The 24,771-nt window shown below is 65.3% G+C and carries 25 protein-coding genes; 15 read left to right on the top strand and 10 right to left on the bottom strand.

Translation table 11 applies throughout. From position 1 onward, the window contains the following. Positions 1 to 63: 63 nt before the first annotated feature. From ACUSIJ_RS22860 to nikE, 7 genes are all read left to right on the top strand, one after another. Positions 64 to 1,044: a DUF808 domain-containing protein gene (locus tag ACUSIJ_RS22860; RefSeq protein WP_449310734.1), complete on the top strand. Its 981-nt coding sequence runs from the start codon at positions 64 to 66 to the stop codon at positions 1,042 to 1,044. 14 nt (positions 1,045 to 1,058) lie between these two features. Beyond that, a complete protein-coding gene (locus ACUSIJ_RS22855; RefSeq protein ID WP_449310733.1) occupies positions 1,059 to 2,024 on the top strand; it encodes a magnesium and cobalt transport protein CorA in 966 nt (321 codons plus the stop codon). Between the two features lie 126 nt (positions 2,025 to 2,150). Further along, positions 2,151 to 3,716: a nickel ABC transporter substrate-binding protein gene (gene nikA / locus ACUSIJ_RS22850; RefSeq protein ID WP_449310784.1), complete on the top strand. Its 1,566-nt coding sequence runs from the start codon at positions 2,151 to 2,153 to the stop codon at positions 3,714 to 3,716. A 9-nt stretch (positions 3,717 to 3,725) separates the two neighbouring features. Then, positions 3,726 to 4,670, top strand: coding sequence for a nickel ABC transporter permease subunit NikB (gene nikB, locus ACUSIJ_RS22845; protein ID WP_449310732.1), 945 nt, complete (start codon positions 3,726 to 3,728; stop codon positions 4,668 to 4,670). Continuing rightward, the gene (gene nikC / locus ACUSIJ_RS22840; protein WP_449310731.1) at positions 4,667 to 5,536 is read left to right on the top strand and encodes a nickel ABC transporter permease subunit NikC; all 870 of its coding nucleotides are present in this window, start codon (positions 4,667 to 4,669) and stop codon (positions 5,534 to 5,536) included. Before nikB ends, nikC begins: the two co-directional genes overlap by 4 nt. Then, positions 5,536 to 6,321, top strand: coding sequence for an ATP-binding cassette domain-containing protein (locus tag ACUSIJ_RS22835; protein WP_449310730.1), 786 nt, complete (start codon positions 5,536 to 5,538; stop codon positions 6,319 to 6,321). Before nikC ends, ACUSIJ_RS22835 begins: the two co-directional genes overlap by 1 nt. After that, positions 6,318 to 7,121, top strand: a complete 804-nt coding sequence (gene nikE, locus ACUSIJ_RS22830; protein ID WP_449310729.1) for a nickel import ATP-binding protein NikE — start codon at positions 6,318 to 6,320, stop codon at positions 7,119 to 7,121. Before ACUSIJ_RS22835 ends, nikE begins: the two co-directional genes overlap by 4 nt. A 15-nt stretch (positions 7,122 to 7,136) precedes the next feature. Here the strand turns inward: nikE and nikR are convergent, their stop codons facing one another. Continuing rightward, complete coding sequence (gene nikR / locus ACUSIJ_RS22825; protein ID WP_449310728.1) at positions 7,137 to 7,604, bottom strand: nickel-responsive transcriptional regulator NikR; 468 nt, start codon at positions 7,602 to 7,604, stop codon at positions 7,137 to 7,139. Positions 7,605 to 7,824: 220 nt separating this feature from the next. Here nikR and ACUSIJ_RS22820 point away from each other — a divergent pair, with 220 nt between their 5' ends. Next, the gene (locus ACUSIJ_RS22820) at positions 7,825 to 8,409 is read left to right on the top strand and encodes a DNA-3-methyladenine glycosylase (RefSeq protein WP_449310727.1); all 585 of its coding nucleotides are present in this window, start codon (positions 7,825 to 7,827) and stop codon (positions 8,407 to 8,409) included. Positions 8,410 to 8,457: 48 nt separating this feature from the next. On the opposite strand, the gene ACUSIJ_RS22815 is transcribed toward ACUSIJ_RS22820, so the two are convergent. From ACUSIJ_RS22815 to ACUSIJ_RS22800, 4 genes are all read right to left on the bottom strand, one after another. Further along, on the bottom strand, positions 8,458 to 8,694 hold the full coding sequence (locus ACUSIJ_RS22815; RefSeq protein ID WP_449310726.1) for a hypothetical protein: 237 nt from the start codon (positions 8,692 to 8,694) through the stop codon (positions 8,458 to 8,460). A gap of 281 nt (positions 8,695 to 8,975) precedes the next feature. Then, positions 8,976 to 9,812: a trehalose-phosphatase gene (gene otsB / locus ACUSIJ_RS22810; protein WP_449310725.1), complete on the bottom strand. Its 837-nt coding sequence runs from the start codon at positions 9,810 to 9,812 to the stop codon at positions 8,976 to 8,978. Next, positions 9,803 to 11,356, bottom strand: a complete 1,554-nt coding sequence (gene otsA / locus ACUSIJ_RS22805) for an alpha,alpha-trehalose-phosphate synthase (UDP-forming) (protein ID WP_449310724.1) — start codon at positions 11,354 to 11,356, stop codon at positions 9,803 to 9,805. Before otsA ends, otsB begins: the two co-directional genes overlap by 10 nt. A 115-nt stretch (positions 11,357 to 11,471) precedes the next feature. Further along, the gene (locus ACUSIJ_RS22800) at positions 11,472 to 13,256 is read right to left on the bottom strand and encodes a glycoside hydrolase family 15 protein (RefSeq protein ID WP_449310723.1); all 1,785 of its coding nucleotides are present in this window, start codon (positions 13,254 to 13,256) and stop codon (positions 11,472 to 11,474) included. Between the two features lie 314 nt (positions 13,257 to 13,570). Between ACUSIJ_RS22800 and ACUSIJ_RS22795 the strand changes: the two genes are divergently transcribed. From ACUSIJ_RS22795 to ACUSIJ_RS22785, 3 genes are all read left to right on the top strand, one after another. Then, complete coding sequence (locus ACUSIJ_RS22795; protein ID WP_449310722.1) at positions 13,571 to 14,002, top strand: CBS domain-containing protein; 432 nt, start codon at positions 13,571 to 13,573, stop codon at positions 14,000 to 14,002. 498 nt (positions 14,003 to 14,500) lie between these two features. Further along, complete coding sequence (locus ACUSIJ_RS22790) at positions 14,501 to 15,754, top strand: hypothetical protein (protein ID WP_449310721.1); 1,254 nt, start codon at positions 14,501 to 14,503, stop codon at positions 15,752 to 15,754. Positions 15,755 to 15,844: 90 nt separating this feature from the next. Further along, positions 15,845 to 16,063 carry a hypothetical protein gene (locus ACUSIJ_RS22785; protein ID WP_449310720.1) on the top strand — a complete coding sequence of 73 codons (219 nt, stop codon included), beginning with the start codon at positions 15,845 to 15,847 and terminating at the stop codon, positions 16,061 to 16,063. A gap of 251 nt (positions 16,064 to 16,314) precedes the next feature. Here the strand turns inward: ACUSIJ_RS22785 and ACUSIJ_RS22780 are convergent, their stop codons facing one another. Continuing rightward, positions 16,315 to 16,443 carry a hypothetical protein gene (locus ACUSIJ_RS22780; protein WP_449310719.1) on the bottom strand — a complete coding sequence of 43 codons (129 nt, stop codon included), beginning with the start codon at positions 16,441 to 16,443 and terminating at the stop codon, positions 16,315 to 16,317. Between the two features lie 32 nt (positions 16,444 to 16,475). Beyond that, complete coding sequence (locus tag ACUSIJ_RS22775) at positions 16,476 to 16,664, bottom strand: hypothetical protein (protein WP_449310718.1); 189 nt, start codon at positions 16,662 to 16,664, stop codon at positions 16,476 to 16,478. 136 nt (positions 16,665 to 16,800) lie between these two features. On the opposite strand from ACUSIJ_RS22775, the gene ACUSIJ_RS22770 reads away from it, so the two are divergent. From ACUSIJ_RS22770 to ACUSIJ_RS22755, 4 genes are read left to right on the top strand one after another with little or no spacing between them, the layout of a single operon-like run. After that, the gene (locus tag ACUSIJ_RS22770; protein WP_449310717.1) at positions 16,801 to 17,307 is read left to right on the top strand and encodes an MgtC/SapB family protein; all 507 of its coding nucleotides are present in this window, start codon (positions 16,801 to 16,803) and stop codon (positions 17,305 to 17,307) included. A gap of 14 nt (positions 17,308 to 17,321) precedes the next feature. Next, complete coding sequence (locus ACUSIJ_RS22765; protein ID WP_449310716.1) at positions 17,322 to 18,140, top strand: N-formylglutamate amidohydrolase; 819 nt, start codon at positions 17,322 to 17,324, stop codon at positions 18,138 to 18,140. Then, positions 18,140 to 20,023: a flavohemoglobin expression-modulating QEGLA motif protein gene (locus ACUSIJ_RS22760; protein WP_449310715.1), complete on the top strand. Its 1,884-nt coding sequence runs from the start codon at positions 18,140 to 18,142 to the stop codon at positions 20,021 to 20,023. Before ACUSIJ_RS22765 ends, ACUSIJ_RS22760 begins: the two co-directional genes overlap by 1 nt. A gap of 19 nt (positions 20,024 to 20,042) precedes the next feature. Next, on the top strand, positions 20,043 to 21,089 hold the full coding sequence (locus tag ACUSIJ_RS22755) for a glutathione synthase (RefSeq protein ID WP_449310714.1): 1,047 nt from the start codon (positions 20,043 to 20,045) through the stop codon (positions 21,087 to 21,089). Between the two features lie 10 nt (positions 21,090 to 21,099). Here ACUSIJ_RS22755 and ACUSIJ_RS22750 read toward each other — a convergent pair whose 3' ends face one another. The 3 genes from ACUSIJ_RS22750 to ACUSIJ_RS22740 form a co-directional block, all read right to left on the bottom strand. After that, a complete protein-coding gene (locus tag ACUSIJ_RS22750; RefSeq protein WP_449310713.1) occupies positions 21,100 to 21,288 on the bottom strand; it encodes a DUF3008 family protein in 189 nt (62 codons plus the stop codon). Between the two features lie 134 nt (positions 21,289 to 21,422). Further along, entirely contained in the window at positions 21,423 to 22,970 is a 1,548-nt protein-coding gene (locus tag ACUSIJ_RS22745; protein WP_449310712.1) for an amidohydrolase family protein, read from the bottom strand. A gap of 19 nt (positions 22,971 to 22,989) precedes the next feature. Continuing rightward, complete coding sequence (locus ACUSIJ_RS22740) at positions 22,990 to 24,510, bottom strand: amidohydrolase family protein (RefSeq protein WP_449310711.1); 1,521 nt, start codon at positions 24,508 to 24,510, stop codon at positions 22,990 to 22,992. Positions 24,511 to 24,771 lie beyond the last annotated feature (261 nt).

Genomic DNA, 24,771 nt, shown 5'->3' with positions numbered 1-24,771 from the left:
CATTTTTGGTCTGATGCGTTAGCACCCTGCGTCGCAACGATTGTCGAACTGGGCGAGGCTTCGATGAGTGTCGGTCTGGTAGCACTTCTTGACGATATCGCGGCGCTGGCCAAGGTCGCCGCCGCTTCCCTCGACGACGTCGCCAGTCAGGCCGCGCAGGCCGGCACCAAGGCGGCAGGCGTCGTCATCGACGACGCGGCGGTGACGCCGCGCTACGTGACGGGCTTTTCGCCGGCGCGCGAGGTGCCGATCATCGCGCGGATCGCCCTCGGCTCGCTGCGCAACAAGCTCTTCATCCTGCTGCCGGCGGCGCTCATCCTGAGCCTGCTGCTGCCCCAGGCCATCACGCCGCTGCTGATGATCGGCGGTCTCTATCTCTGTTATGAGGGCGTCGAGAAGGTGTTCGAGCTCGTCCTGCCGCATGCCGCCCACAGCCACGAGGCGGAGCTGGAGACGATAGCCGTCGACGCCAGGAGCTTCGAGGACCAGAAGGTCGCGAGCGCCATCAAGACCGATTTCATCCTCTCGGCCGAGATCATGGCCATCACCCTGGGCGCCATACCGGACGCGTCGCTCGGCATGCAGGCGATCGTCCTCGCGGTGGTGGGCGTCGGCATCACCCTCGGCGTCTACGGCGCGGTGGCGCTGATCGTCAAGGCGGACGATTTCGGTCTGATGCTGTCGCGCATGAGATCGCCGTCGACGCCCGGCAAGGCGGTCCGTGCCTTCGGCCGCGGCATCGTGCAGGGCATGCCCTGGTTCCTGAAAGGGCTCGGGATCATCGGCACCGCGGCCATGATCTGGGTCGGCGGCGGCATTGTCCTGCACGGCTTCGAGCAGTTCGGTCTCGGAGGCGCCGCGCATCTGGTGCACGATCTCTCCGCAGCGGCCGGGCAGACGGCCGGACCGGCGGTCGGCTGGCTCGCCGGTGCCGCGGGTTCGGGCATCTTCGGCATCGTCCTGGGCGCGCTCATGATCCCGGCCATGAGCTATTGCGTCTCGCCCATCTGGCGGCGCGCCAAGTTGCAGCTCAAGAGCGCCTGAGCACGGGAGCCGCCATGACCGTCGTCGCATCCTGTCTCTACCGCGAAGGCCGACGGGTGGAGGATGTGCCGTTCGAGGCCGTCTCCATCCCCGCCGACAAGAACGATTTCATCTGGATCGGGCTGCATGAGCCCAGCGTGGACGAGCTCGCCTTCCTGCGGACGCGTTTCGGCCTGCACGAACTCTCGGTCGAGGACGCGCTCAACCCGCATCAGACGCCGAAGCTCAGCACCTACGACGATCAGATCTTCGTCATCGCCCAGACGGCCAAGCTCGAAGGCGATGGCATCAGCTACGGCCGCACCGCCATCTTCGTCGGCGAGAGCTACATCATCACCGTCCGCCACGGGTCCGACCGCGGCCACGGGGAACTGCGCCACCGGCTGGAGACCTCACCGCACCTGATGCGCCATGGCGCCGACTATGTCCTGCACGCCATTCTCGATTTCATCGTCGACGGCTACCTGCCGATCGTCCTCACCATCGAGGATGCCGTGCTCGACATGGAACGGAGCATGCTCGACACCATCCTCGATCCCGAGCAAATCAAGCGCATCTTCAAACTGCGCCGCGAGGTCATCCTGTTCCAGCGCGTGCTCGGCGCCATGCTCGATCTTTGCGGCAAGCTCGTGCATCTCGATCTGCCCTGCATTGATGTCGAGGCCAAACCCTATTTTCGCGATGCGTTGCAGCACATGCACCGCGTCGACCAGATGGTCGGCGGCCTGCGGGACGTCATCACCTCGGTATTCGAGGCGAGCAACCTGCTCGAGCAGCAGCGGCAGGGAACGATCACCCGCCGGCTCGCTTCCTGGGCCGCCATCCTCGCCGTGCCGACGGCGATCGCCGGCATCTACGGCATGAACTTCGAGAACATGCCGGAACTCAAGACCAGCTACGGCTATTTCGTCGTGCTGGGCACCATCGCCGTTTTTTGCACCGTGCTCTATACCGGCTTCAAACGCGCCAGGTGGCTGTGATCGCGCGCCATTTGCAGAAAAGTTGTTCTGATCGGCCCGATAAGACGATTTCACCTAGACATCATACACACCCGCCGTAACATCGGCCTCACCCGGCATGTCGGAATCCGGGCGCGGGAGGTTATGATGCGGGTGCCGGGATCGCTGGCCGGAATGGTCTTTGCAGGCGTGCTTGCCGCCGGCTGGGCGCACGCCGGGTCGACGCTGACCTATTCGTGGACATCCAATGTCGGCCCCCTCGACCCGCATGCCTATTCGCCGAACCAGCTCTTTGCCCAGGCGATGCTCTACGAGCCCCTGGTCAAATACGGGGCGGATGGAACGATCCTGCCGTGGCTCGCCGTGGCCTGGACCGTGTCCGGCGACGGGCGAACCTATACGTTCACGCTCCGTGACGGCGTCACATTTTCGGACGGCGCGGCCTTCGATGCCGGCGCTGTCAAGGCGAATTTCGATACGGTGCTCGCCAACCGCGGACGGCACGACTGGCTTGAGCTCGCCAATCAGGTGCAGAACACCGAAGCCCTCGATGCCCGCACCTTCCGGCTCACGCTGAAGAACCCCTACTACCCGATCCTTCAGGAACTGGCCCTCATCCGGCCGTTCCGCTTCATCTCGCCGGCTGCGATTCCGCCTCAGGGCTCCGCCGACGGGATCGTGGCCCCCGTCGGCACCGGGCCCTGGAAACTGGCCGAGACCAGGCTCGGCGAATACGACGTCTTCATCAGGAACGAGGCCTACTGGGGGCCGAAGCCGGCCTATGATCGCATCGTCGTCAAGGTCATTCCCGACCCCAACGCGCGGGCGGTAGCTTTCGAGACCGGAGACATCGACCTGATCTACGGACTGGGCCAGGTTTCGCCCGACACCTTCGCGCGCCTGCAGGCGATGCACCCGGACAAGGCCGCGCTGTCCCAGCCGCTGATAACGGAAGCGCTGGCGCTGAACTCGAAGCGGCTGCCGACCAGCGAACGCGCGGTCCGCAAGGCGATCAACCATGCGGTCGACAAGGACGCCATCGTCAGCGGCGTCCTCTACGGAACGCAGAAGCGCGCCGACACGCTGTTCGCCGTCAACCTCCCCTACACGGACGTGGGGCTCGTTCCCTATGACCACGATCCCGCCAGGGCAGCCGCACTGCTGGACGAAGCGGGCTGGACGCTCGCCCCCGGCGCCAGGATCCGTGCCAGGGACGGCGTCCCGCTCAGGATCGAGCTTTGCTTCGTCGGCAACAACGCGCAGCAGAAGGCGATATCGGAGGTCATTCAGGCCGATCTGCTCAAAGTCGGCATCGATGTCGTCCTGATCGGCGAGGAGGCGAACTCCTTCCACACCCGTCAGCGCGAGGGCGAGTTCGGCATGATCTTCGGCGAGACGTGGGGCGCGCCATATGACCCCCATTCGTTCGTCAGCTCCATGCGCGTTCCCTCGCACGCCGACTATCAGGCCCAGTTGGGCCTGCCCATGAAAGCCGATCTCGATGCCAGGATCGGCGAGGTGCTGGTGACGGTGGACGAAACGGCAAGGCGGCAGCTCTACCGGGACATTCTCACGACGCTGCACGATGAGGCCGTCTACCTGCCGCTGACCTACGCCACCGCGGCGCTCGTGGCCGGCCCCGGGGTCGCAGAGGCCGGCTTCGGGCCGACCGTCAACGAGATTCCGTTCGAAACCTACCGTCCGGCGGACTGAGGCGAGACCATGGTCCGCTTCATTGCCGTCCGGATCGCGCTGCTGCCGCCCATGCTGCTCGGCGTGTCCATCCTCGTGTTCCTCATGCTGCGTCTCGGCCGCGGCGACCCGGCGCTCGACTATCTGCGGTTGTCGCAGATTCCGCCGACAGATGAGGCGATCGCCCATGCCCGGGCACTGCTGGGGCTCGATCGGCCGCTCGTCGCACAATATGTCGGCTGGCTGTGGGACGCGTTGCGCCTCGATTTCGGCGTCTCCTACGTCACGCGGCGGCCAGTGCTGGACGAGTTTCTCTATTTCCTGCCGGCGACCCTGCAGCTCGCAGCCTTCGCCCTCTTCGTCACCCTCGCCGTCAGCCTGCCGCTCGGCATCTGGTCGGCGCGGCATCCCGACAGACTGCCGGACCAACTGGTGCGCGCCATTGCCCTTGTCGGCGTGTCGGTGCCGAATTTCTGGCTGGGCTTCATGCTCGTCATCGTCTTTTCGGTCTGGCTGGGCTGGCTCCCTCCGCTCGGGAAAGGCGGCGTCGAGCACATCCTGATGCCTGCGCTCGCGGTGTCGCTGATGTCGCTCTCCATCAACGCGCGCCTGTTGAGGGCCAGCATGCTGGAAGTCGCCGGGCAGAGACACGTGCTCTATGCCCGCCTGCGCGGGCTGTCGGAGAGACGCGTCATGCGCGGCCACGTGCTGCGCAACGCGCTGCTCCCGATCGTCACCGCGACCGGCATGCACGTGGGCGAATTGATCGGGGGGACCCTGGTGGTCGAGAACATATTCGGATGGCCCGGCGTCGGCCGCTATGCCGTCTCGGCCATCTACAACCGCGATTTCCCCGTCATGCAATGCTTCGTCCTGCTGATGACGCTCATCTTCGTGCTCTGCAATCTGGTGATCGACATTCTCTACGCCTGGCTCGATCCACGGACCAGATCGTTCGCGGGGGGTGCCGGATGACGGCGGTCGACGATACCCTGACCCCTCCGGGCAAGCGCGCCCGGGGATCGCGCGGCTCATGGCAGGTCCGCGCCGCCTTCGGCGTCATCGCAGGGCTCGCTCTTCTGGCGCTTGCGGCGCCGATTGTATCGCCCTACGATCCGAACGCGGTCGATCTCGCCAACAGGCTCCAGGATCCCACATGGCAGCACTGGCTCGGCACCGATCACCTCGGCCGGGACATGGCGACGCGACTGATCTATGGCGCGAGGGTCTCGCTGGGCTCGGTCGTGCTCATCCTGGCGCTCATTCTGGCGCTCGGCATCGGCGTCGGCGGCGTGTCCGGCTTTGTCGGCGGCCGCGTCGACCAGGTCCTGATGCGGCTGTGCGACGTCTTCCTCACCTTTCCGACCTTCGTGCTGGCGATGTTCATGATCGGCGTGCTCGGCACCGGCATGGTCAACGTCATCGCGGCCATCGTGCTCTCCCACTGGGCGTGGTATGCGCGCATCGTGCGCAGCCTCGTGCTGTCGATGCGGGAGTGCGAGTTCGTCCTCGCCGCCCGCGTCGCCGGCGCCAGCCGGCTGCGGACCTTCGTGGACCATATCCTGCCAGGCGTGCTCGCCCCGCTGACCGTGCTCGCGACGCTCGATATCGGACACATGATGCTGCATGTGGCGGGCCTGTCGTTCCTCGGCCTCGGGGTCTCGGCGCCGACGCCCGAATGGGGCGTGATGATCAACGACGCCCGGCAGTTCGTCTGGACGCAGCCCATGCTGATCGTCTGGCCCGGCCTCATGATCCTGATCAGCGTCATGGCCTTCAACCGGCTCGCCGATGCCCTGCGCGATCACCTCGATCCGGCATTCAAGGCGGAGCATTGCTGATGGCTGCCATCCTTTCGGTTGAAGGGCTCAGGCTCGTGACCCGGCGCCACGGCGCGCGGGTTGCGCTCGTGCACGGCATCGACCTGACCATCGCCAGAGGCACCGTTACGGCCCTGGTCGGCGCCAGCGGCTCGGGCAAGTCGCTGACCTGCCTCGGCATACAGGAGAGCCTGCCGCCCGGCGTCAGCCGGGTCGGCGGCCGCGTCGCCGTCGATGGCCGGGAAAGGAGCGGAGCGGAACTGCGCGGCCGCCTCGTGGCCACGGTCATGCAGAACCCGCGCAGCGCCTTCAATCCTGTCATGACCATGTGCGCCCACGCGACGGAAACGCTGAAAGCCGCCGGTCTCCACGGCCCGGACGCCGACGGCCGCATCGACGCCGTTCTGGACGAGGTCGGCCTCGAGGAGCCGGTGCGGATTCTGGGTCTCTACCCGTTTCAGATGAGCGGGGGCATGCTCCAGCGCATGATGATCGCGCTGGCGTTGCTGTCCGGTGCGCCGTTCCTGTTCGCCGACGAGCCGACGACCGCTCTCGACCTCGTGCTGCAAGCCCGGGTGCTCGATCTGATCGAGCGCCTGGTCGCAACGCGGGGACTCGGCGTCCTGCTCGTGACACACGACATGGGAGTGGTAGCGCGTGCGGCCGACAGCGTGGTGGTGATGGAAGCCGGAAGCGTGGTCGAGCGCAGCCGTGTGGAGGACGTCTTCGACCGTCCGCGCCATCCGGCGACGCAGGCGCTGGTCGCCGCGCACCTCGCCCTCTATCCCGAGGAGCGAGCCGTATGAGCCTTCTCTCGGCCGAAGCCGTCACGAAAACCTACCGCTCGGCTGCCCTGATCGGCGGACCGCCTCCCAGGAGCGTGCTGCGCGGGGTGGATCTTGCGATCGGCTGCCACGAATGCGTCGGCCTGCTGGGCCGCAGCGGCTCCGGCAAAAGCACCCTGGCGCGCCTGCTGCTCGGGCTGGAAAAGCCCGACGCGGGCCGCACGATGTTTCGCGGCAACGACATCGCCGGGCTTCGCGGCGACCGGCACCGCGCTTTCCGCCGCGCCGTCCAGATGGTGTTCCAGGATTCGACTGCCGCCGTCAATCCGCGCCACACGATCGCGAGAATCCTGGCGGAGCCGATGCGGCATTTGAGCGATCTCGGCAGCGCCGCACAGCGCCGGCGCGCCGCCGGATTGCTCGCCTCGGTCGGACTCGACGAGCGGGATATGGACAAGCTTCCGGGGCAGATGAGCGGTGGCCAGTTGCAGCGGGTCTGCATAGCCCGCGCGCTCGCGGTGGACCCCGAACTGATCGTCCTCGACGAAGCCGTGTCCAACCTCGACCTCGTTGTCCGGCTGCAGGTTCTCGATCTCGTTGCAGAGCTGCGGCGCCGATCCGGAACGGCCTTCCTGTTCGTGACCCACGATCTGCGCCTGGCACGGCGGCTGTGCGACAGGCTCATCGTGATGGAGGAAGGCGCCATCGTCGAGGAAGTGAGCGTCGGTCGAGAGATGATCTTCGATCACCCCGCCTCCCGCGCGCTCGCAGCAGCCGTCCTGCCCCCTCGCCCGCGCAGCCGTCCGCCACAGGCTACATAGGAGCCTGCGCAGCCCTTACTTGACCTTGAGGTGGGAATGCGGGCGCGCGGACAGGTGGCCGTGGCTGTGACGATGGACCTCCTCGCTCACGGGAATCAGCACGAGGCGCCCGTGACGGACGCCACGCTCGGAGATCACCTGCTCGGCGATGTGCTGAACCTCCCGGGTGTCGCCCTTCATGACGGTTATCTCCATGCAGTAGTCATGATCCAGATGGATGTGCATGGTCGCGAGCGACAAGTCGTGGTGATCGTGGAAGATCTGCACCAGACGCTTCGACAACTCGCGTGCCGCATGGTCGTAGACGTAGACCAGCGCCGCGACGCAGGACTGATCGTCGGCAGCCTCCAGAACGGCCTCCCGAAGACCGGCGCGGGCCAGATCGCGTATGGCCTCGGACCGGTTCTGATAACCTTTCATGGCGATGACCCGATCGAGCTCCTGCATCAGATCGTCATCGAGAGTAACCGTAACGCGCTGCATGCTGCCGCCAATTCGGGATCTTGATTTTCCAGCGAATCTTGTCAGGCAGTGTTCCGCAATGCAGGGATCAGGTCAACCGACAGGCCAAAGGCACCGTCAGGGACGCCGCGACGGCAACCGAGGTGTCTCGCCAGATTGGTCCTCCTTGGAGTATTTCCTCCTTGGAGTATTTGATGTCGGACGAGACCGGCATTGTCCGCCACGGCACGGGAGGTTGTCCATGTTTCCGCCTTTTGACGCTGGGATGACGGCGGTCGAGCTTGCGTGTGCGCTGATCGGGGGGCGGCTTGTCGTCCGTGGGGCGGGCGGCACGATCATCGAGACCGAGGCCTACGCGCGCGACGATCCCGCATCGCACAGCTTCCGCGGCCAGACGGCGCGGAACGCGACCATGTTCGGCCCGCCCGGCCATGCCTATGTCTACCGATCCTACGGCATCCACCTTTGCCTCAATGTGGTCGGGCGGCCGGGCGAAGCCGTGCTGATCCGGGCGATCGAACCGCAGATCGGGCTCGAGATCATGCAGGAAAGGCGGGGCCGGATGCCGCTTTGTGCCGGGCCGGGCCGTCTTGCGCAGGCACTGGGCATCGATCCGACGGACGACGGGGCTCCGTTCGACGGGAAGACCCTGTCGCTGATCCTGCCGTCGACGTCGCCGGCGGGCATCGTGAGGGGAAGCCGCATCGGCATATCCCAGGGCCGGGACCTGCCCTGGCGCTTCGGGCTCGCCGGTGCGCCGGGCTTGAGCCGGCCTTTTCCGGTGGCGCCTGGGCAGGCTTTCCCCAACACCGGCGGCGGACGTTGACAGATCATTGTGCCGAGGTTCTGGCGGATTTCCCGTTGCGCCCCGCTCTCACGACGCCCGGTCGACCAGCTCCGTCGCGCCTTCCAGCTGGGCGCAATGGGCGCAGCAATAGATAACCTCGCCCTGTTCCACACCATGGCCGACGATCTTGCAACCACAGTGCGGGCAGACAGGGGCGAGCTTGTGGACAGCGCATTCGAAGCTGTCGAAGACATAGATCTTCCCTGCCAATATCACCTCGAAGGATTTATCGTAGTCATTGCCGCATTGGTCGCACTTGGCCATGGCCTGTCTCCTCTTGCCGACTCGGTGCCGACACTTCCGGTCTTCGACCGGCTGTATCGGACATCGATATCAGGCCAAACCAACCGCAATGCGAGGGGTTCCCTCCAATCGGAAAAATACTGCCCGGCGGCGCCCTGTCCTCCCGGCCGGCCCCCGGAGGCGGACGCTAGAGCATGTTGTCTTTTCGTGGAAACGGCAGCATGCTCTAACTTATTGATTTCGAGCGAATTCTCTAGGCTCATCCTGCGCCCGAAGCCGGTTCGAAACCGCGGGCATCCGGCTCATCGCGGGTTATTCTCCCAGCTGCCGGCGATCAGGGCCAACAGATCGCGCAGATGTGCCGGCGACTGTATCCGCCCGGCAGCGAGCGTCCGCGCATCGCGGCTGCCGATCCTGACCGCTTGTCCGCCAAGAGCGTTGGCGGCCGCGAACATGCTTTCGTCCGTCAGGTCGTCGCCGACCGCGAGCGGCCGCCTGAAGGCGAACGGCGCCGCATCCATGAAGGATTTCAGCGCCTCCCCCTTGTCGGCTGCCGCGGGTTTCAGCTCCACGAGCATCTTGCCGCCTTGCAGGCTCCACCGGGGGCCGGCCAGCACGGCGGCCTCCCGCATCAGGGCCTCGACTCTTTCCCGGTAGTGGGGCGCGAGACGGTAGTGGACGGCGACGGCCACTCCCTTGTCCTCGACGATCACGCCGGACATGCCTGCCGTTCCGGCGCGCAGCGTGGCCTTGGCCTGCATAAAGGAAGGGGTGGGATCGGTCGCGATCGTGCGCGCGTCGGACAGACGCAGTTCGGCCCCGTGCAGGCCGGCAAGCGGGAAGCGGTGCGGCAGGAAGAGCCGGTCCACGAAGGCGATGCCGCGACCGGTAACCAGCGCCATCGCGCCTCCGAGGCCCGTCATGACAGCGGTGAGGTTGTCGGCGAGGCCGGCGGGTGCCTCCACGGCGTCGGGTGTCGGCGCCATGTCGACGAGCGTGCCGTCGATGTCGAGGAACAACGCCCATTTTCCCGGATTCTCCGCCAGAGCGATCAGCGCCGGGGCCTCGGCGGCCAGCGCGACAAACGAAGGTGGCGAAATGACTTCCCCCTTCCTTTCGCGGTTATCGTCTACTTGCACTTCGAAAGCTCGACGGACAGGCCGCGGACCGCCCTGCGCGGTCCCGCAGGTCGCGGCGTTTTCAGGTTGGGGCGCCGGTTGTTGGCGGATATGACGCCGAGATCGCCGATGGCCGATGGCGCGGCCGTTATGGTGCCCGGCGTCTCGTCGTCCGGTGGCAGCACGGCCGGCTCGGCCTCGCCGAGGTTCTCCAGATCGCTCAGGAAACGCGCGCCCCATTGCGATATGTCCGTTTCCCCGACACCCGCCCACATGGTCGTCCAGCGGTTGATGCGCTCCTCCAGCGGCATCTTGAGCGCCTGATCGATGGCTTTCGCCGTGCTGTCGAGATCGTAGGGATTGACCAGCAGCGCGCCCTTCAGCACGGTGGCGGAGCCGGCAAAGCGCGACAGGACGAGCACGCCGGGGTCCGCCGGGTTCTGGGCTGCGACGAACTCCTTCGCCACCAGGTTCATGCCGTCGCGCAGCGGCGTGACCACGCCCACCTTCGCCAGCCGGTAGAGGCCGGCGAGTTCCGCGCGCGTGTGCGTGCGGTTGATGTAGCGGATCGGCGTCCACGAGGCTTTTCCGTAAAGCCCGTTGATGCGCCCGGCGGTCTCTGCGAGGGCGCGCTGCATGGCCGTATATTCGGGAATGTCGGCACGGCTTCGGGGCGTGATCTGCAGGAAGGTTACCTTGTCCAGATATCCGGGATGGGTCTCCAGCAGCCGTTCGAAAGCGTCGAGACGCTGCGTCAGCCCCTTCGAGTAATCCAGCCTGTCGACACCGAGCAGCATCGGACGGCCGGAGAAGCTTTCCTCGACGTCGCGGACGAAGCGGCTCCTGGCCGCGCGCGTGGCGGCCCGCGCAAAGCCGGCCCGGTCGATGCCGACCGGGTACACGCCGACCCGCAGCTTTCTGTCGCCGATGACGTAGTGGGCCTGGTCCTTCGTGGAGGCGCGCCCTTCGGATACCAGATAGTCGCCGAAATTGGCGGCATCCCGCTGCGTCTGGAAACCCACGAGGTCGCAGGCCGTCAGCGCGCGTGCGATTTCGGCATGGTTGGGCAGCGCCAGGAAAACATCGACGGATGGCCAGGGAATGTGCTGGAAATAGCCTATCCTGTTCGCTACCCCCCGCCCCCGGAGCGCCTCGGCCAGCGGGATGAGGTGATAATCGTGAATCCAGATCACGTCGTCGGGCTCGATATGCGGCACCAGTAGATCCGCGAAATAGCCGTTCACGCGCCGGTATCCGTTGAGATCCTTGCGCGCGAATTCCGTCAGATCGAGGCGGTAATGCAGCAGCGGCCACAGCGCGCGGTTGGCAAAGCCGCTATAATATTCCGCATAGTCTTCCTTGGAGAGATCGCACAGGGCGTAGGTGACTTCCCCGTGCGTGGACAGGGTCGCCTCCTGTTGCTCGGGTCCGATCTTGCCGCTCCACCCGAACCACATGCCGCGCCGCTTGGCGAGCACGTCGTTGAGGGCGACGGCGAGTCCCCCCGCCGCATGGCTCTTGCGACCCGGCACCGTCACCCTGTTGGATACAATTATCAGTTTCACTGTCCCTCCTGCCCCATCCTGCGGGAGCAAAATGCATTAAATCTAAATCGCAACTTTGCTCCAACTATTTGCTCATGCATCAAATTTCCAAAAAAGCGGTCCCCGTTTTGATGCGCTAGAATGCCTCCTCCCATTTCCGCGACAGCGACAGCGCGGCATGGATGAGACCCACCATCGAATAGGTCTGCGGGAAGTTGCCCCAGAGTTCTCCCGTCTCCGTATGAATGCCCTCCGACAGCAGACCGAGGCCATTGCGTCGCCCGAGCAAATCATTGAACAGAGCACGCGCCTCTCCCTCCCTGCCGATCTTGGCCAGCGCCTCGATGTACCACAGCGTGCATATCGTGAACGCCGTCTCGGGCACGCCGAAATCGTCCTCCCCCGCATAGCGGAAAAGGTGCGATCCGCGTTTCAACCGCTGCCCGATGGTTTCGACAGTGGAGCGGAAACGCGGGTCATCCGCGCGCAGAAGCCCGATGTCGGCGAGCAGCAGCAGGCTCGCGTCGACGTCATGGCCCTCAAAGCGGGAAACGAAGCTTGACAGCTCTTTGTTCCATGCTCTAGCAAAAATTTCCTCGCGGATGGCGTCCGCGTGCTCGCGCCAGAAGGCCGCCCGGTCCGCAAGGTCCAATCTCAGTGCGATGCGCGCCAGCCGGTCGCAGGCCGCCCAGCACATCGCGGCGGAATGCGTGTGCACGTAAGCGAGCGCGCGAAATTCCCACAATCCGGCATCCGGCGTGTTCCATACCGCCACCGCCTTGTGGCCGAGCGCTTCGAGCCGCTCGAACAGTGCCCTGTCGCCGCGGCGCTCGAGGCGCTCGTCGAAGAAGCACTGGGCAATGGCCAGGATCACGGAGCCGTAACCGTCGTTCTGACGCTGGGTATAGGCGGCGTTCCCCCGCCGCACCGGACCGAAGCCCCTGTAGCCGGGCAGGCAGCCGACGACTTCCTCTGCTATCTGGGCTTCGAACTGGAGCCCGAACAATGGCTGCAGCTCGCGCTCGCCGTTGCGCGTCACGACATTGGTGACGTAGCTGATGTAGTCCTCCATCGTCAGGGTCGCGCCCAGCCGGTTGAGCGCGCGCACGGTGAAGAAGGAATCGCGTAGCCAGCAATAGCGGTAGTCCCAGGTGCGGCCCGAGGCGCAGAATTCCGGGATCGAGGTCGTGAGCGCGGCAACGATGCCCCCGGTCTCCTCGAAGGCGCAAAGCCGCAGGGTGATCGCCGCGCGGATGACGACGTCCTGCCACTCGAAGGGAATGGCGAGATAGCGCACCCAGTCGCGCCAGTAGCGGGCCGTTTCGTCATGAAAACGCGCGCCGAGGATGCCGGGAGCCTCCGTCGGGATCTCGTCCGGACCGAGGAGGCAGGTGAGCGTGCGCTCCAGGATGAAGGGCACCTCGTTGACGACTAGGCCGGGCGAGGCATCGGTGGTCAGGCGCAGCACCTGCTCGCCGACGACATAGCGGATATGGTTGGAACCGCGGGTGACTTCGGCCTGCACCCGGCCATAGTCCCCGGAAGGGCGGACACGCAAGGTGATGCGGGGCGTGCCCGCAAGCGGCTCGATCCTGCGCACCACCATCGCCGGACGGAAGATGCGGCCGCGGCTCTTGAAACGCGGCACGAAGTCCGTGACGCGCACGCGCGCCCCGTTCTCGGCCTCCAGGACGGTTTCGAGAATGGCGGTGTTGTGGGTATAGGTCCGCCGGCTCGCGCTGAACCCCTCGAGCGCGATGTCGAACGCACCGCCGCCGTGCGCAGCCGTGCCGATGAGGGAGTGGAACACCGGATCGCCGTCGAGCTGCGGATAGCACATCCAGACGATGCTGGCCCGATCATCGATGAGGGCCGCGATCGTGCTGTTGCCGACGACGCCAAGGTCCAGGTTGTTCATCATCCATGCCCCGTTTTCAAACTCACCGCCTCATCCCGTCGCGGAGCCGTCGTTTCCGGCCCGGGAATGCCGCCCGCGCAATCGGACGGCCCGCGCGGAAACATGCCTCGATTCGCACGCGATCCGCACCTCATCGCGCGCTTGCGCGGCTTGCACGGTTTGCGCCGGTCGCTGCCGTCCTTTTTCGCTTCGAGCCGGAACAAATATCTTCCCGTCCGGTTGAACTGGCAACCACTCGGGCAGCGAGGGGGCCCCTGTGGCCAAATGGAGCCTGCCGCGACGCGGCACGCCGACATTCGCATCGGAGGGACTCGAAAATGCAAGTATCGGAAATCATGAGTCGGGACGTCCTTCTCGCCACACCTGACGAGACGATCACCGAGGTGGCGAAAAAGATGGCCGGAAACGACGTGGGCTTTCTCCCGGTCCGGGAGAACGACCGGCTGGTCGGCATGATAACCGACCGGGACATCGTGGTGCGGTGCCTCGCTATGGGCAAGGATGGCAACACCAAAGTGAGCGATGTCATGACCGCCGACGTCAAATACTGTTTCGAGGACGAGGACGTCGACGACGTCACCCGCAACATGGGCGACATCCAGGTGCGGCGCCTGCCGGTGGTCAACCGCGACAAGCGTCTGACGGGTATCGTATCGCTTGCCGACGCGGCACAGGAACATCCGATCGCCGCCGGCTCCGGCCTCAGGGATATAACGGCGCCGGGCGGATTCCATACCGCGGCCAATTAAAAAGGCAGTCGACCGCCTCCCTGTTGTTGCAGGCGCCGCCTTGGCGGCGCCTGTTTTTTTGTTGCAGGCGCCGCCTTGGCGGCGCCTGTTTTTTGACGTCGGGCCGAATGCCTCCTTCCCGCCGCCGCGGTGCTGCGCCGCCAAGAAAGGCCGATGCCGACGGATTGCTTCCATGCCTTGAGAAGCTCATCCTTTGCAATAAATACTCATTCCGGACATTGGATATATAAAATACAGATAGAATTATGGTATTAATCAGCGATACTGCCCTGACGTTCTTTGAATTTCCTGATATTTATTACAAATTTTATTCTTTTATCGGCAAGCTTGACCATTGAATACAGCTGGAACGCAGCCATTATTATTTATTTTTCGGAACAAAGTTTTCCAACGAAAGTTTAATCCGTGCAGGGACGACACCGTCCGTGCGTTCGGGTACCCGCGCGGCTCCCGAAAACGAGACTGGTTTGCCAACACTTGCAAAGTTGGAGGCACCATATGCCAAGACAAACACCAGAATCTGAAAACCCCGAAAAGCACAGTAGAAATCCAACAACGGACACAGAAGAAAGCGACTCGGAACAGAAAAAAAGTGCCGACAGGTCATCGGACACCGACACACTTTCTGCTCTTCGGAAAATTCATCATGAGTTGGTCGACCTTCTCGATACGATCAACAAGAAATCGCCCGAGAGACAGAAAGACAATGTTCAGCAACTCAGGACCCGCTGGTTTCAACACTCCTGCCTGGAGGAAGAGTTCCTCCTGCCCGAGCTGAAGAAGCGCGGCATCGAAAGCGCGGAGCTTCTCGAAGGCGAGGTGAAGCGGGATCTGGTCAAGCTGCTGCTTGTCAATCTGCGGGCCGACAGGACCGATAGCGCGGAAGACGCCGCCAGATTGCGCGTGCTCGACACGTTCATCAGGCAGCTCGTCGAAGCGGAAGAAAAGCCCGAAACCGGGCTGTTCGCCCGCATTCAATCCCTGAACCTTGCCGATATCGGCGAGCACATAGCGGAACGAAAGAAGGAACTGGAAGAGGACGGCCTGCCCGATCCGGTTCTGAACCATCTGTCGTTTGACGACTTCATCCACCATCCCCATGAACAGGAGGCTATCATGACCAATCGCGAACGTGACGCGCAAGGACGCTTTGTCAGCGAAGACGACCGCCGCTACCGGCGCAGGGACGACGACGACCGCCGCTACGGCCGCTATGATGACGACGACCGTCGTGGCGGGGAAGGCCGGTACGCCTCAAGGCGCGACTACGAGGATGATCGCCGCTACGGCCGCCGTGGCGACGAGGGTTACAGCCGCGACCGCGGCCAGGGCGGCTGGTTCGGCGACCCTGAAGGCCACGCCGAGGCCGCACGTCGCGGATGGGATGAACGCCGCGACTATGACGACGACCGCCGGGGCCGCTCCTACAGCCGTTCGCGGGATGACGACGACCGCCGCTACGGAGGCCGGTACGACGAGGGTTATAGCCGCGACCGCGGCCAGGGCGGCTGGTTCGGCGATCCCGAAGGCCACGCCGAGGCCGCACGTCGCGGATGGGACGAGCGCCGCGACTACGACGACGACCGCCGCGGCCGCTCCTACAGCCGCTCGCGGGATGACGACGACCGCCGCTATGGCCGCCGCGACGACGAAGGTTATAGCCGCGACCGCGGCCAAGGCGGCTGGTTCGGCGATCCCGAAGGCCACGCCCAAGCCGCGCGCCGGGGCTGGCGCCACCGCGAGGATTACTGAGCGCCTGCCCGCAACAAGCGGATTGGCGGTGCCGCTCGGCATCGCCAATCCCCGTTCGATCGGAGAAAACAGACTGCAAGGGACAGACAGATGAAACTCGAACCGCGACAACTGAATGAAGAAGAGGCCAAGCGCCTGGGCGTCACGCCCGGCTGGTGGGCTGTCGATGAAATCGGAACTCCCGTGCTCGGCCCCCATCCGTCACGCGAGGGGGCGCTGGTCGGCATCGCCAAGAGCGGCAGACGCGACAGCGATATTCCGGAGACGAACGTGATCGATCTCAGGGGCTACGGCACATCGCGAAACTGAGAGTGCGCCACCGCTTCGGACAACGGCCCGACTGCAAGGGGAAACGGGTGGCAAGGGGAAACACGTGACAAGAGGAAACGGGTGGATGGCCCCGGCGCTGTCCACGCGGAGATGGCCGGAGGGAGACGGACTGCCGCAACGCAAAACAAAATAAAAAAGGGCCGTCTTATCGGCCCTGCTCAACCGGCTTGTCCCGCGGCGGATCTTTTGTTTCCCGCTTGTCCGCCGGCGCCCGCGTGACGGAGGGAGGGTCACTTGCCGGGAAGCTGTCCTCCAGACTTTCGTCGAGGATCTTCTCCGTAGTCGAGGATCTTCTCCGTATCGGTCGGCTCGTCGGTGGTTTGCTTCTTCTTGTCCTGTGGCATGACAATCCCTTTCATGAAAGCACCGGGCCGTCGGGGTCGCTCGCCGTCTACGGGACGGGGGCGCCGCTATAGGCCCATATCTCCAGTACCGCCCATGCGATTGCTGCCAATCCCAGGCTCGCGAGCAGGATGTAGAACACCGTCCGCCCGATCCCGCCGGGCCGCGTCTTCCCCGCCGGCACGATCTGCGGCTGTTCATCCGGGCCCGGATCCCGCTTGTCGGGTGAGTCCGCCATGGATGTCTCTCCTGTAGTCGTTGCCACTCTTTCAACGCCCACCCATCGGCTTTGTTCCGGCTGGAGCCGGAGCCGGTTCCACGGAACAATGCTTCGCCGCGCGCATTTCCCGAAAAGCAGTAAAGGGAGGTTCGGCGTGCCGCAGCGGCTGCTTGATGAATTGACGATGACGATGTCGATGCCGTTCGAAGTCATCGTCCTGCGTCTCGTGGGCGCGGCCGTTCTTTGCGGCTTGATCGGCCTCGAACGAGAAGTGCGCAACAATACCGCGGGACTGCGCACCAACATGCTGATCGGCGTGTCCGCCGCCATCCTTTGCATCGTCACCCTTGAAATGATGCACACATTGACGTCGTCGGGCGAGGCGGTGCGCATGGACCCCATCCGGCTGGTGGAGGCCGTCACGGCGGGTGTTGCCTTTCTCGCCGCCGGTGTCGTCGTCTACGCGAAGGGAGACGTGAGAGGCCTCACGACCGGCGCCAGCATGTGGCTCGCAGGGGCGATCGGCCTTTCGGCCGGGTTCGGCTTGTGGCGGCTCGCGCTGCTCGCCGCCGGACTGGGCGTCGTGATCCTGTGGGTGTTGCGCAGAATGGAGGTCGCCATCGGCCTCAAGCAGGAGAACGGATCATTCCAGGCTCGATGATGACGGGAATATCGATGGAAACCGACGACTGGCCGCACTGTCCGGCCGCCGATGACGATCTGTGGTCGCTCCATCTGGGCGCGTCGGCGGTGCTGGGGACCGCCATTCACAACGGGCACGGCATGCGGTCCGAAACGCGGGCGCTCACCGCGCTGTCCGGCGAGCAGCGTCTCAGGGAGGAGGATCCGTTCACCGACCATCTGATCCGGGATTTGCCGAATCGCATCGTTGCCCACCGGTCGCGTTTCGAGGTGGATCTCAACCGGGCCCGGGATGGGGCGGTCTATCTCGTGCCCGAGCAATCCTGGGGCCTGTCGGTGTGGCGGGAGCGGCCGCCGGGAGACCTGATCGCCGCTTCCCTGAGCCTCCACGACGACTATTACGACATGCTGGCGCTGACGTTGCGCCAGATGGAGAAGCGTCACGGCGCCTTCGCCGTTCTCGACATCCACAGCTACAACCATCGCAGGCAGGGTCCGGACGCCGCCGCCACGCCCCTGGCGGAAGCGCCTGATATCAATATCGGCACCTTCTCGATGGACCGCGACCGCTGGCGCGGCGTGGTCGACGCGCTGATGGAGCATCTGTCGGCCGGCGCAATCGCCGGGCGGCGGCTCGATGTGCGCGAGAACGTCTCCTTCCAGGGCAAGGGCGAGCAGACCCGGTTCATTCATGACACCTTTCCGCGAACCGGCTGCGCCATCGCCGTCGAATTCAAGAAGATCTTCATGGACGAATGGACGGGCGAGCCCGACCGCCGCGTGCTCGGGGAATTGCGTTCCCTGCTGGCTTCGGCCGTTCCGGTCATCGAGCATGCACTCGGAGAAGCGTGATGAGAATGGCGGAGGGCACGCAATCGGCCAAGGAGCCGTCGAACGACCCGCTCATTGCGGAAATCGTCGATTGCCTTCGGAGCGGCAAGGCCGTGCGCCGGGAATTGCCCGACGGGGGCCGGCTGCACATCGACCGGCCGTTGCCGTTCCTGTGCCTGCATATCATGGGTGCGAGGGACGATACGGCCGCGCGCGATATCGCCTCGGCGCACGCGTCATATCTCGTCGCACGCGATCTCGGGGAAGCGGCTCTCCTCGTCGATGCCGTCGGCGCGGTCATGCAGGAGCGGTTCGGCGCCTTCATCGTGCTCGATGTCGGCGAACTCGAGCACGATATCTTCCTCGCCGACGATTCGCCCTATCTGCCGCACTACGAGGTCTCCGTCTCGGCAAGCCACGAGCCCCGGACCCGCGACGCACGGCGGGTTTTCGTCAAGGCGATCCGCGACGCGGAAGTCAGGTTCCGCACGCCGCGCGTGACATGGCCGGATGCGGCGAAGGATCCGCTGACGGCGCTGCGGCGGGCGGGAATCCGGGCGCCCTGCATCGCGGCGCGGTTCGCCCCGATCTATCGGCAGCCGGAATCCGGCGTCGTCTACCCGGGGTTGCGGGAGCGGCTCGTCGCAAACGTTTTCGACGCCTGCCTGCAGGCGTTCGAGGCGTTCGCCGCCAGCGCCGGCGCGCTCACGGTAACGACGCACAGGGCGCTCGGCCGCAAGGCGTTCATCGATGCGGTGAGACGCCTCGACCGCTCCATCGACGACATCGTCACGTCCTTCGATTTCCTCCCGGCGCTGACGCCGATCAACGCCGGTCAGGCATGGCTCGCATTCCGCGAGAGCGGCTTCAAGGACCCGCCCCGCTTCTACTACCGGCCGCTGTCGGTCGATGTGGAGGCGCAAAAGTGCAAGCTTTATGCCGCCGCCTTCGAGCATCTGGAAGACCCGGTGCTCTACCAGCTCTTCCGGGAGAAGCAGCAGGAGGTCGATCTTCAACTGACCATGCTGTCGGCGCTGCATACCCGCCGCTTCACCGAGTTCAGCCGGGCGCTCTATGGCCCGGTGGAGCCGGCACTGCTGACACAGGCGAAGGCCATCCTGGCGGCCCTGCCCCCGAAGCGCCGGGCGAAGGCCAAGGCGGAACCGGCCGATTGCGAAACCGTGGCCGAGGCCGCCCGGCTCATGATCGAGGCCTATCGGGCGGACATGCCGGAGTTCAACGCCGGCGTCGAAATCCGCAGCGATCTTCCCGCGGGCCTGATGGTCACCGGCAGCCGGCTGCTGGTCGCGAGCACCACCGTCATGGACCGCGGCCGCATACACGCCCTGCTCTGCCACGAGGTCGGCGTGCACCTCCTGACCTACTTCAACGGTTCCGTCCAGGGGCTGCGCCTGTTCCGCAGCGGGCTCGCCGGTTACGAAGGCGTGCAGGAGGGACTTGCCGTGCTCGCCGAATACCTGGCGGGCGGCATGACGCGGGAGCGGCTGCGGCTGATCGCCGGCCGGGTCATCGGCTGCGCAGCGATGCTGGACGGCGCGACTTTCCAGGAAACGTTCTCCCTGCTGACCGGCGTCCATGGCTTCGACGAACCCGGCGCGTTCAATATGGCGTTGCGGATCTATCGCGGCGGCGGCCTGTCGAAGGACGCCATCTATCTGCGGGGACTGACGGAAGTGTTGACGCATCTGCGTGCCGGCGGGGCGCTCGACCCGTTCTGGATGGGCAAGATCGCCGCCGACCATTTCCCGGTGATGCAGGAACTCGCGCTGCGCGGACTGCTGCGCCGGCCCGCCGTGCAGCCCGCCTTTCTCGCCTCGCCCGAAGCCGGACGACGGCTCGCCGCCGCCCGCGGCGGTCTCACAATCGCCGACATGACGGCATGACATCTGCAAGGAGGCCCGGATGCGCATCGCGTTTTTCGTCAACGCCATCGACGGGGAAGGCCCCCACTTCACCACCTCGCTCCTGGCGATGGCGGCGCTCAACCGGGATCACGAGGTGGTCTATCTCGCCCCCGGCGATTTCACGCTGCGTCCCGACGGCGCACTTGCGGTGCATGCGGCGGTTCTGCCGGCCACGAAATACAAGAAACCGGAGACCTTTCATGCTGCGCTGCAGGACAAGTCCCTCGAGCGCCGCACCTTCGACATCGGCGAAATCGACGCGCTGCTGCTGCGCAACGATCCCTCCCTCGATCTCACGGCGAGGCCCTGGGCGGTGCATGCCGGCATCCTGTTCGGCCGTTTCGCGGCGCAGCGCGGCGTCGTCGTCCTGAACGATCCGGAGGGGCTGGCGCTCGCCCAGAACAAGCTCTATTTCGAGACCTTCCCCGATATCGTGCGCCCGGCCGCCCTGATATCGCGGAACATCGACGAAATCCGCCGCTTCGTGGAAGGCCACCGGAAAGGTGCGATCCTGAAGCCTCTGCAGGGCTCGGGCGGCAAGAGCGTGTTCAAGATCGGCTCCGCCTCCGAGGCCAATCTCAACCAGATATTCGAGGCGATCAGCGTCGACGGATACCTCATCGCGCAGCCCTATCTTCCGGAAGCGAAGGCCGGCGACATCCGGCTCTTCCTGCTCAACGGGCAACCGTTGAAGCACGGCGACACCTACGCCGGGCTGAGGCGCGTGCCCGCGAAAGGCGACCTGCGGTCGAACATCCACGCAAGAGGCACCGCCGAGCCCGTCGGGATCACGGACGAAATCCTCGCGCTGGCGGAACGCTTGCGCCCGAAACTGGTGGCGGACGGCATGTTTCTGGTCGGCCTCGATATCGTCGGCGACAAGATTCTGGAAGTGAACGTCTTCTCGCCGGGCGGCCTGTGGAACATGCGCGAGTTCTACGGCGTCGACTTCAGCGACCCGATCATCCAGGCGGTCGAGAACAAGGTCGCGATGCGGGCCGCGTCGAAAGAGGGCATCGACAACCGGCTGCTCGCAACGCTTTGAGGCCGGCTGCTCACGACTTGTCGATGTGCTCCGGCTTGCCCTTGCGCTCGGTGGAAGCGAGTTCGTGCAGTTCCTTTTCCGTCATCGACTCGAACATCTCTCGCGATGCGCCCCTCAGTTGGCGTTTCTTGCGGCTGTCGCGCTTCGCCGACAGGGCGGCGCCGGCCGCCTTCTGCTGGGCCTTCGATTTCGCGGGCATGACTTCTCCTCCTCGCGAATTGCGGACCGATACGGGAAAGTAACGACGCATTGCCGGCATTGTTCCGGCGCGCGGGAGACGCCGAGCCCGCATATCCCGGCCTCAGGGGGGCCCGAAAGGCGCCCTCCTCGCCCTCAGTCCGTCAGGTCGATGGCAGGCAGCGGCCACTGCGTTTTCTCGAAGAGATAATCGCGCGAGGCCTCCGCAGCCGCGCGCAGCCGCCGGAAATCGACGTTGACCAGCTTTCCGCGCCATTTTCGGATGCGGCCGTCGATGAACACCGTGTCGACGGAATTGACGTTGGCGCCTTCCACGACCGTGCAGATCGCGTTGTGGCGGGGGAAGAGGTGGATGTCGTCGGTATTGATCATGACGATGTCGGCCTGCTTGCCCGGCGTCAGCGAGCCGACCTTGTGGTCGAGCGCGCAATTCTGCGCACCGCGGATCGTCGCGGCCTCCAGCATGTCGCGCAAGGTCGCGTAGTGCAGCGACGCCCCGTCGCCGCGGAGCGCGTCCCTGTGGGCCTTCGCGCGCTGGAACGCGTAGAGCGTCTGCATCTCGTGAAACGTGTCTATGGCGTAGGTCGCCGGATCGTCGTTGCTGATCGCCGGCTTGAGGCCCGCCTCGATCCAGGCCTGATAGGGCACGTCGCCAAAACGGAACTGCGTCTCGATGCGCGGACATACGTTGACGGTGGCGCCGTGGGCCACGACGGCCGCCATCTTCTCACGGGATATGAACGTGCCGTGATTGATCGTTTCCCGGCCGTCGAGTTCGCCGCTCTCGTAGAGTTCCACCAGCGGGTGGATCCCGATGCCGCTGTCGAAGGTGATCCAGCAGTCGAGATCGCGGCGGACTTCGAGGATCTGCCGGAGCTCCTCCTCGGGATCGCGTCCGAGCATGAAGAGGCGCAGGGATGTCAGCTGGTCGTCGGAGGAGAAGTACCGGCTGCGCAGCCGGTAGGCGTCCTGCGGGAACTGACCGTCCCAGGAACCGAAGCGCGGCCGCCCGAAGGCGTGGATGCCGCGGACGCCCGAATCCATCAGCGCCTGGATCGACGCGTCCGAATGGGTCGCGGTGCGCGAATTATGAGCATTGTCGCAGACCGTCGTTATGCCGCCGTTGATGGCCGACAACAGCGACATGAGCGTGCCGATATAGGTGTCTTCGGGGCGGTAGGCCGGCCCGAACGTATGGTGGAAGACCCAGCGGTAATTCCGGGTTCGCGTCGCGGGGTCGACAGTGCCCTTCTTCTCGTCCTCGGCGGTGCTCGCATGGTTCGGGATGATGCGCGGCAGGTTGCCCTGCCAGGCGTGGATGTGCGGATCGCAGAAGCCCGGAATGACGATCATCTCCGAGGCGTCGATGACCGTGGCGTCCGCATCGATGCGGGGTGCGACGGCGGCGATCTTGCTGCCTTCGATGAGAAGGTCGCCGCAGGCGAAATCGCCGACGGCCGGATCCATGCTGATGATCGTGCCGCCCTTCAACAGGATCCTGCGCGCTGCGTCCGCCTTCCCCGGTCGACGGGCGAAATCCGCCGCGAGCGCGGTTTCCGACAGCACCGGCTCCGGCGCGGCGGCGTCGACGATGCCTGAGAACACCCCGTCCAGAAAGGATTGCCGGCCGTCGCTGGCCTGGCATCCGCAGGCCGGACCGCTGCACAGATGTCCGTTCATCATCGTCCTCCTCCCTCCCCGTTCAGTAGCCGTCGTCGAACAGGGGCGCGTCTAGCCCGGACTGTTCGATGACCCGGTCGCGTGCGGCCTCGGCGAGACGCCGCACATGCGCGACGTCGACATCGACGAGGCGGCTGCCCCATTTGACCAGCCGGCCGGCGATCATGACCGCCCCGATGTTCCTGCCGTCGGCGCCGGAGACGATCGTCCCGACGGCGTTGTTGAGCGGCAGGGTGTTGATCGCATCGGCCTCGATCAGGACGAGGTCCGCCTGCTTGCCGGGCGCAAGCGTCCCGATCCTGTGCAGCATGCCAAGCGCGCGTGCGCCTTCCACGGTGGCGAAGCCGAGCACGTCGCGCACGCTCAGGAGCGGCACGTCCGCGCCGTCGCCACGCATCCTGCGCTCGTTGGCGGCGGACCGCTGCAGCACGAGCATGGCCCGCATCTGGCTGAACATGTCGCCGGGAAGCGACACCTCCACGTCGATGCTCAGGCTGGGCTTGAGGCCGAGATCCAGCGCGCGCTGGATCGGCGGGACGCCGCCCGCCACACCAAGCTGCGCCACGGATATGGTGGCGAGCGACAGCGTGCCGCCGCTGTCCCGGATGTGATTCCATGCGAGATCGTCGAGATCGGTGCAGTGGATGTAGGTCACGTCGTCGCCCATCAGGCCCTGGCGGCTGATTTCCGCCATCAGCTCCGGGCGGCGGGCCGCGTGCGCAGTTATCCGCAGGCCGAGATCGCGGGCAATGGGCCAGTGCTGGTAGCGGTCGATGTCCGCAGCCAGACAAAGCGTCACCAGCGCGTCGTCCGCCGTGAGCACATCGCGCCGCAGCCGCCTGATATCCTCGGGGTAGAGGCTGTCCGGATGATTGCACCGCGACTGGCCGTAGCCGTAGACCGCGCGGATGCCGGAGCGCCGCAGCCCCTCGATCGCGGCCTCCGAGTGGTCCGGCGAATTGGAGATGTGCGACCAGTCGAGCAGCGTGGTCACGCCGCTGTCGATCGCTCCGAGACAGGTCAGCAGATTGCCGATCAGCACGTCGTCCGGCCGGTAGACGGCGGCCGCCCGGTCGGAGGTGGTCCGATAGGTCTGCCACAGGATGTTGGGGGCAAAGCGCCGGAAGACGTTCTGCCAGCAATGCCGATGCGTGTCGATGAAGCCGGGGCAGGCAATCATTCCCCGCGCATCGACCGTCTCGCAATCGGCATCGATGACGGGAGCGACGGCAGCTATCCTGCTGCCCTCGATCAGGATGTCGCCCCTGGCCAGATCCCCGACCGCCGGGTCCATGGAGACGATGCAGGCGCCCGATATCAGCAGCCGCCCCTCCTCGCCGCCCGCATTGTGGCGGCTCACCCATTCCGGAACGGGAAGCGCGGCGCGCGACGCGGACGGCCCGGCGGGCGCCGGCGGATCGGCGGCCGGCAGGGAAGCGAGGCGCCGGCCCGGCCCGGTGGCGGACGGCGTGCAGGCGGGACAGCAGCAGGCGCCGACCCCTCCCGCATCGGCAACGAAACGTGTGGCTGAGTTGACTGACATTCTGAGGATCGGACTCCGTAAGAAGAGCCAGCCTACAGCCTGCGGCAGGGCCGCGATATGGTCCGTTTTGGAAATTCTCCTTTGCGCCGAGGCGGTTTCCGCTCCAGCGTTTTCCTCTCCAGGAGAAAGATGAATTCCGGGAGAAAGATGAATTTCCCAGAATGGAGGTTGTCCCGCCTCGATCCATGGGAAAAGTAGATTCGGCGCTGACCGGCAGCCCGGCTAGAGCATTTCTCCTGTTCGTTGAAACGGAGAAATGCT

This window comes from Pseudochelatococcus sp. B33 (genome assembly GCF_053570585.1).
This window is presented reverse-complemented; position numbering and strand designations above follow the sequence as displayed.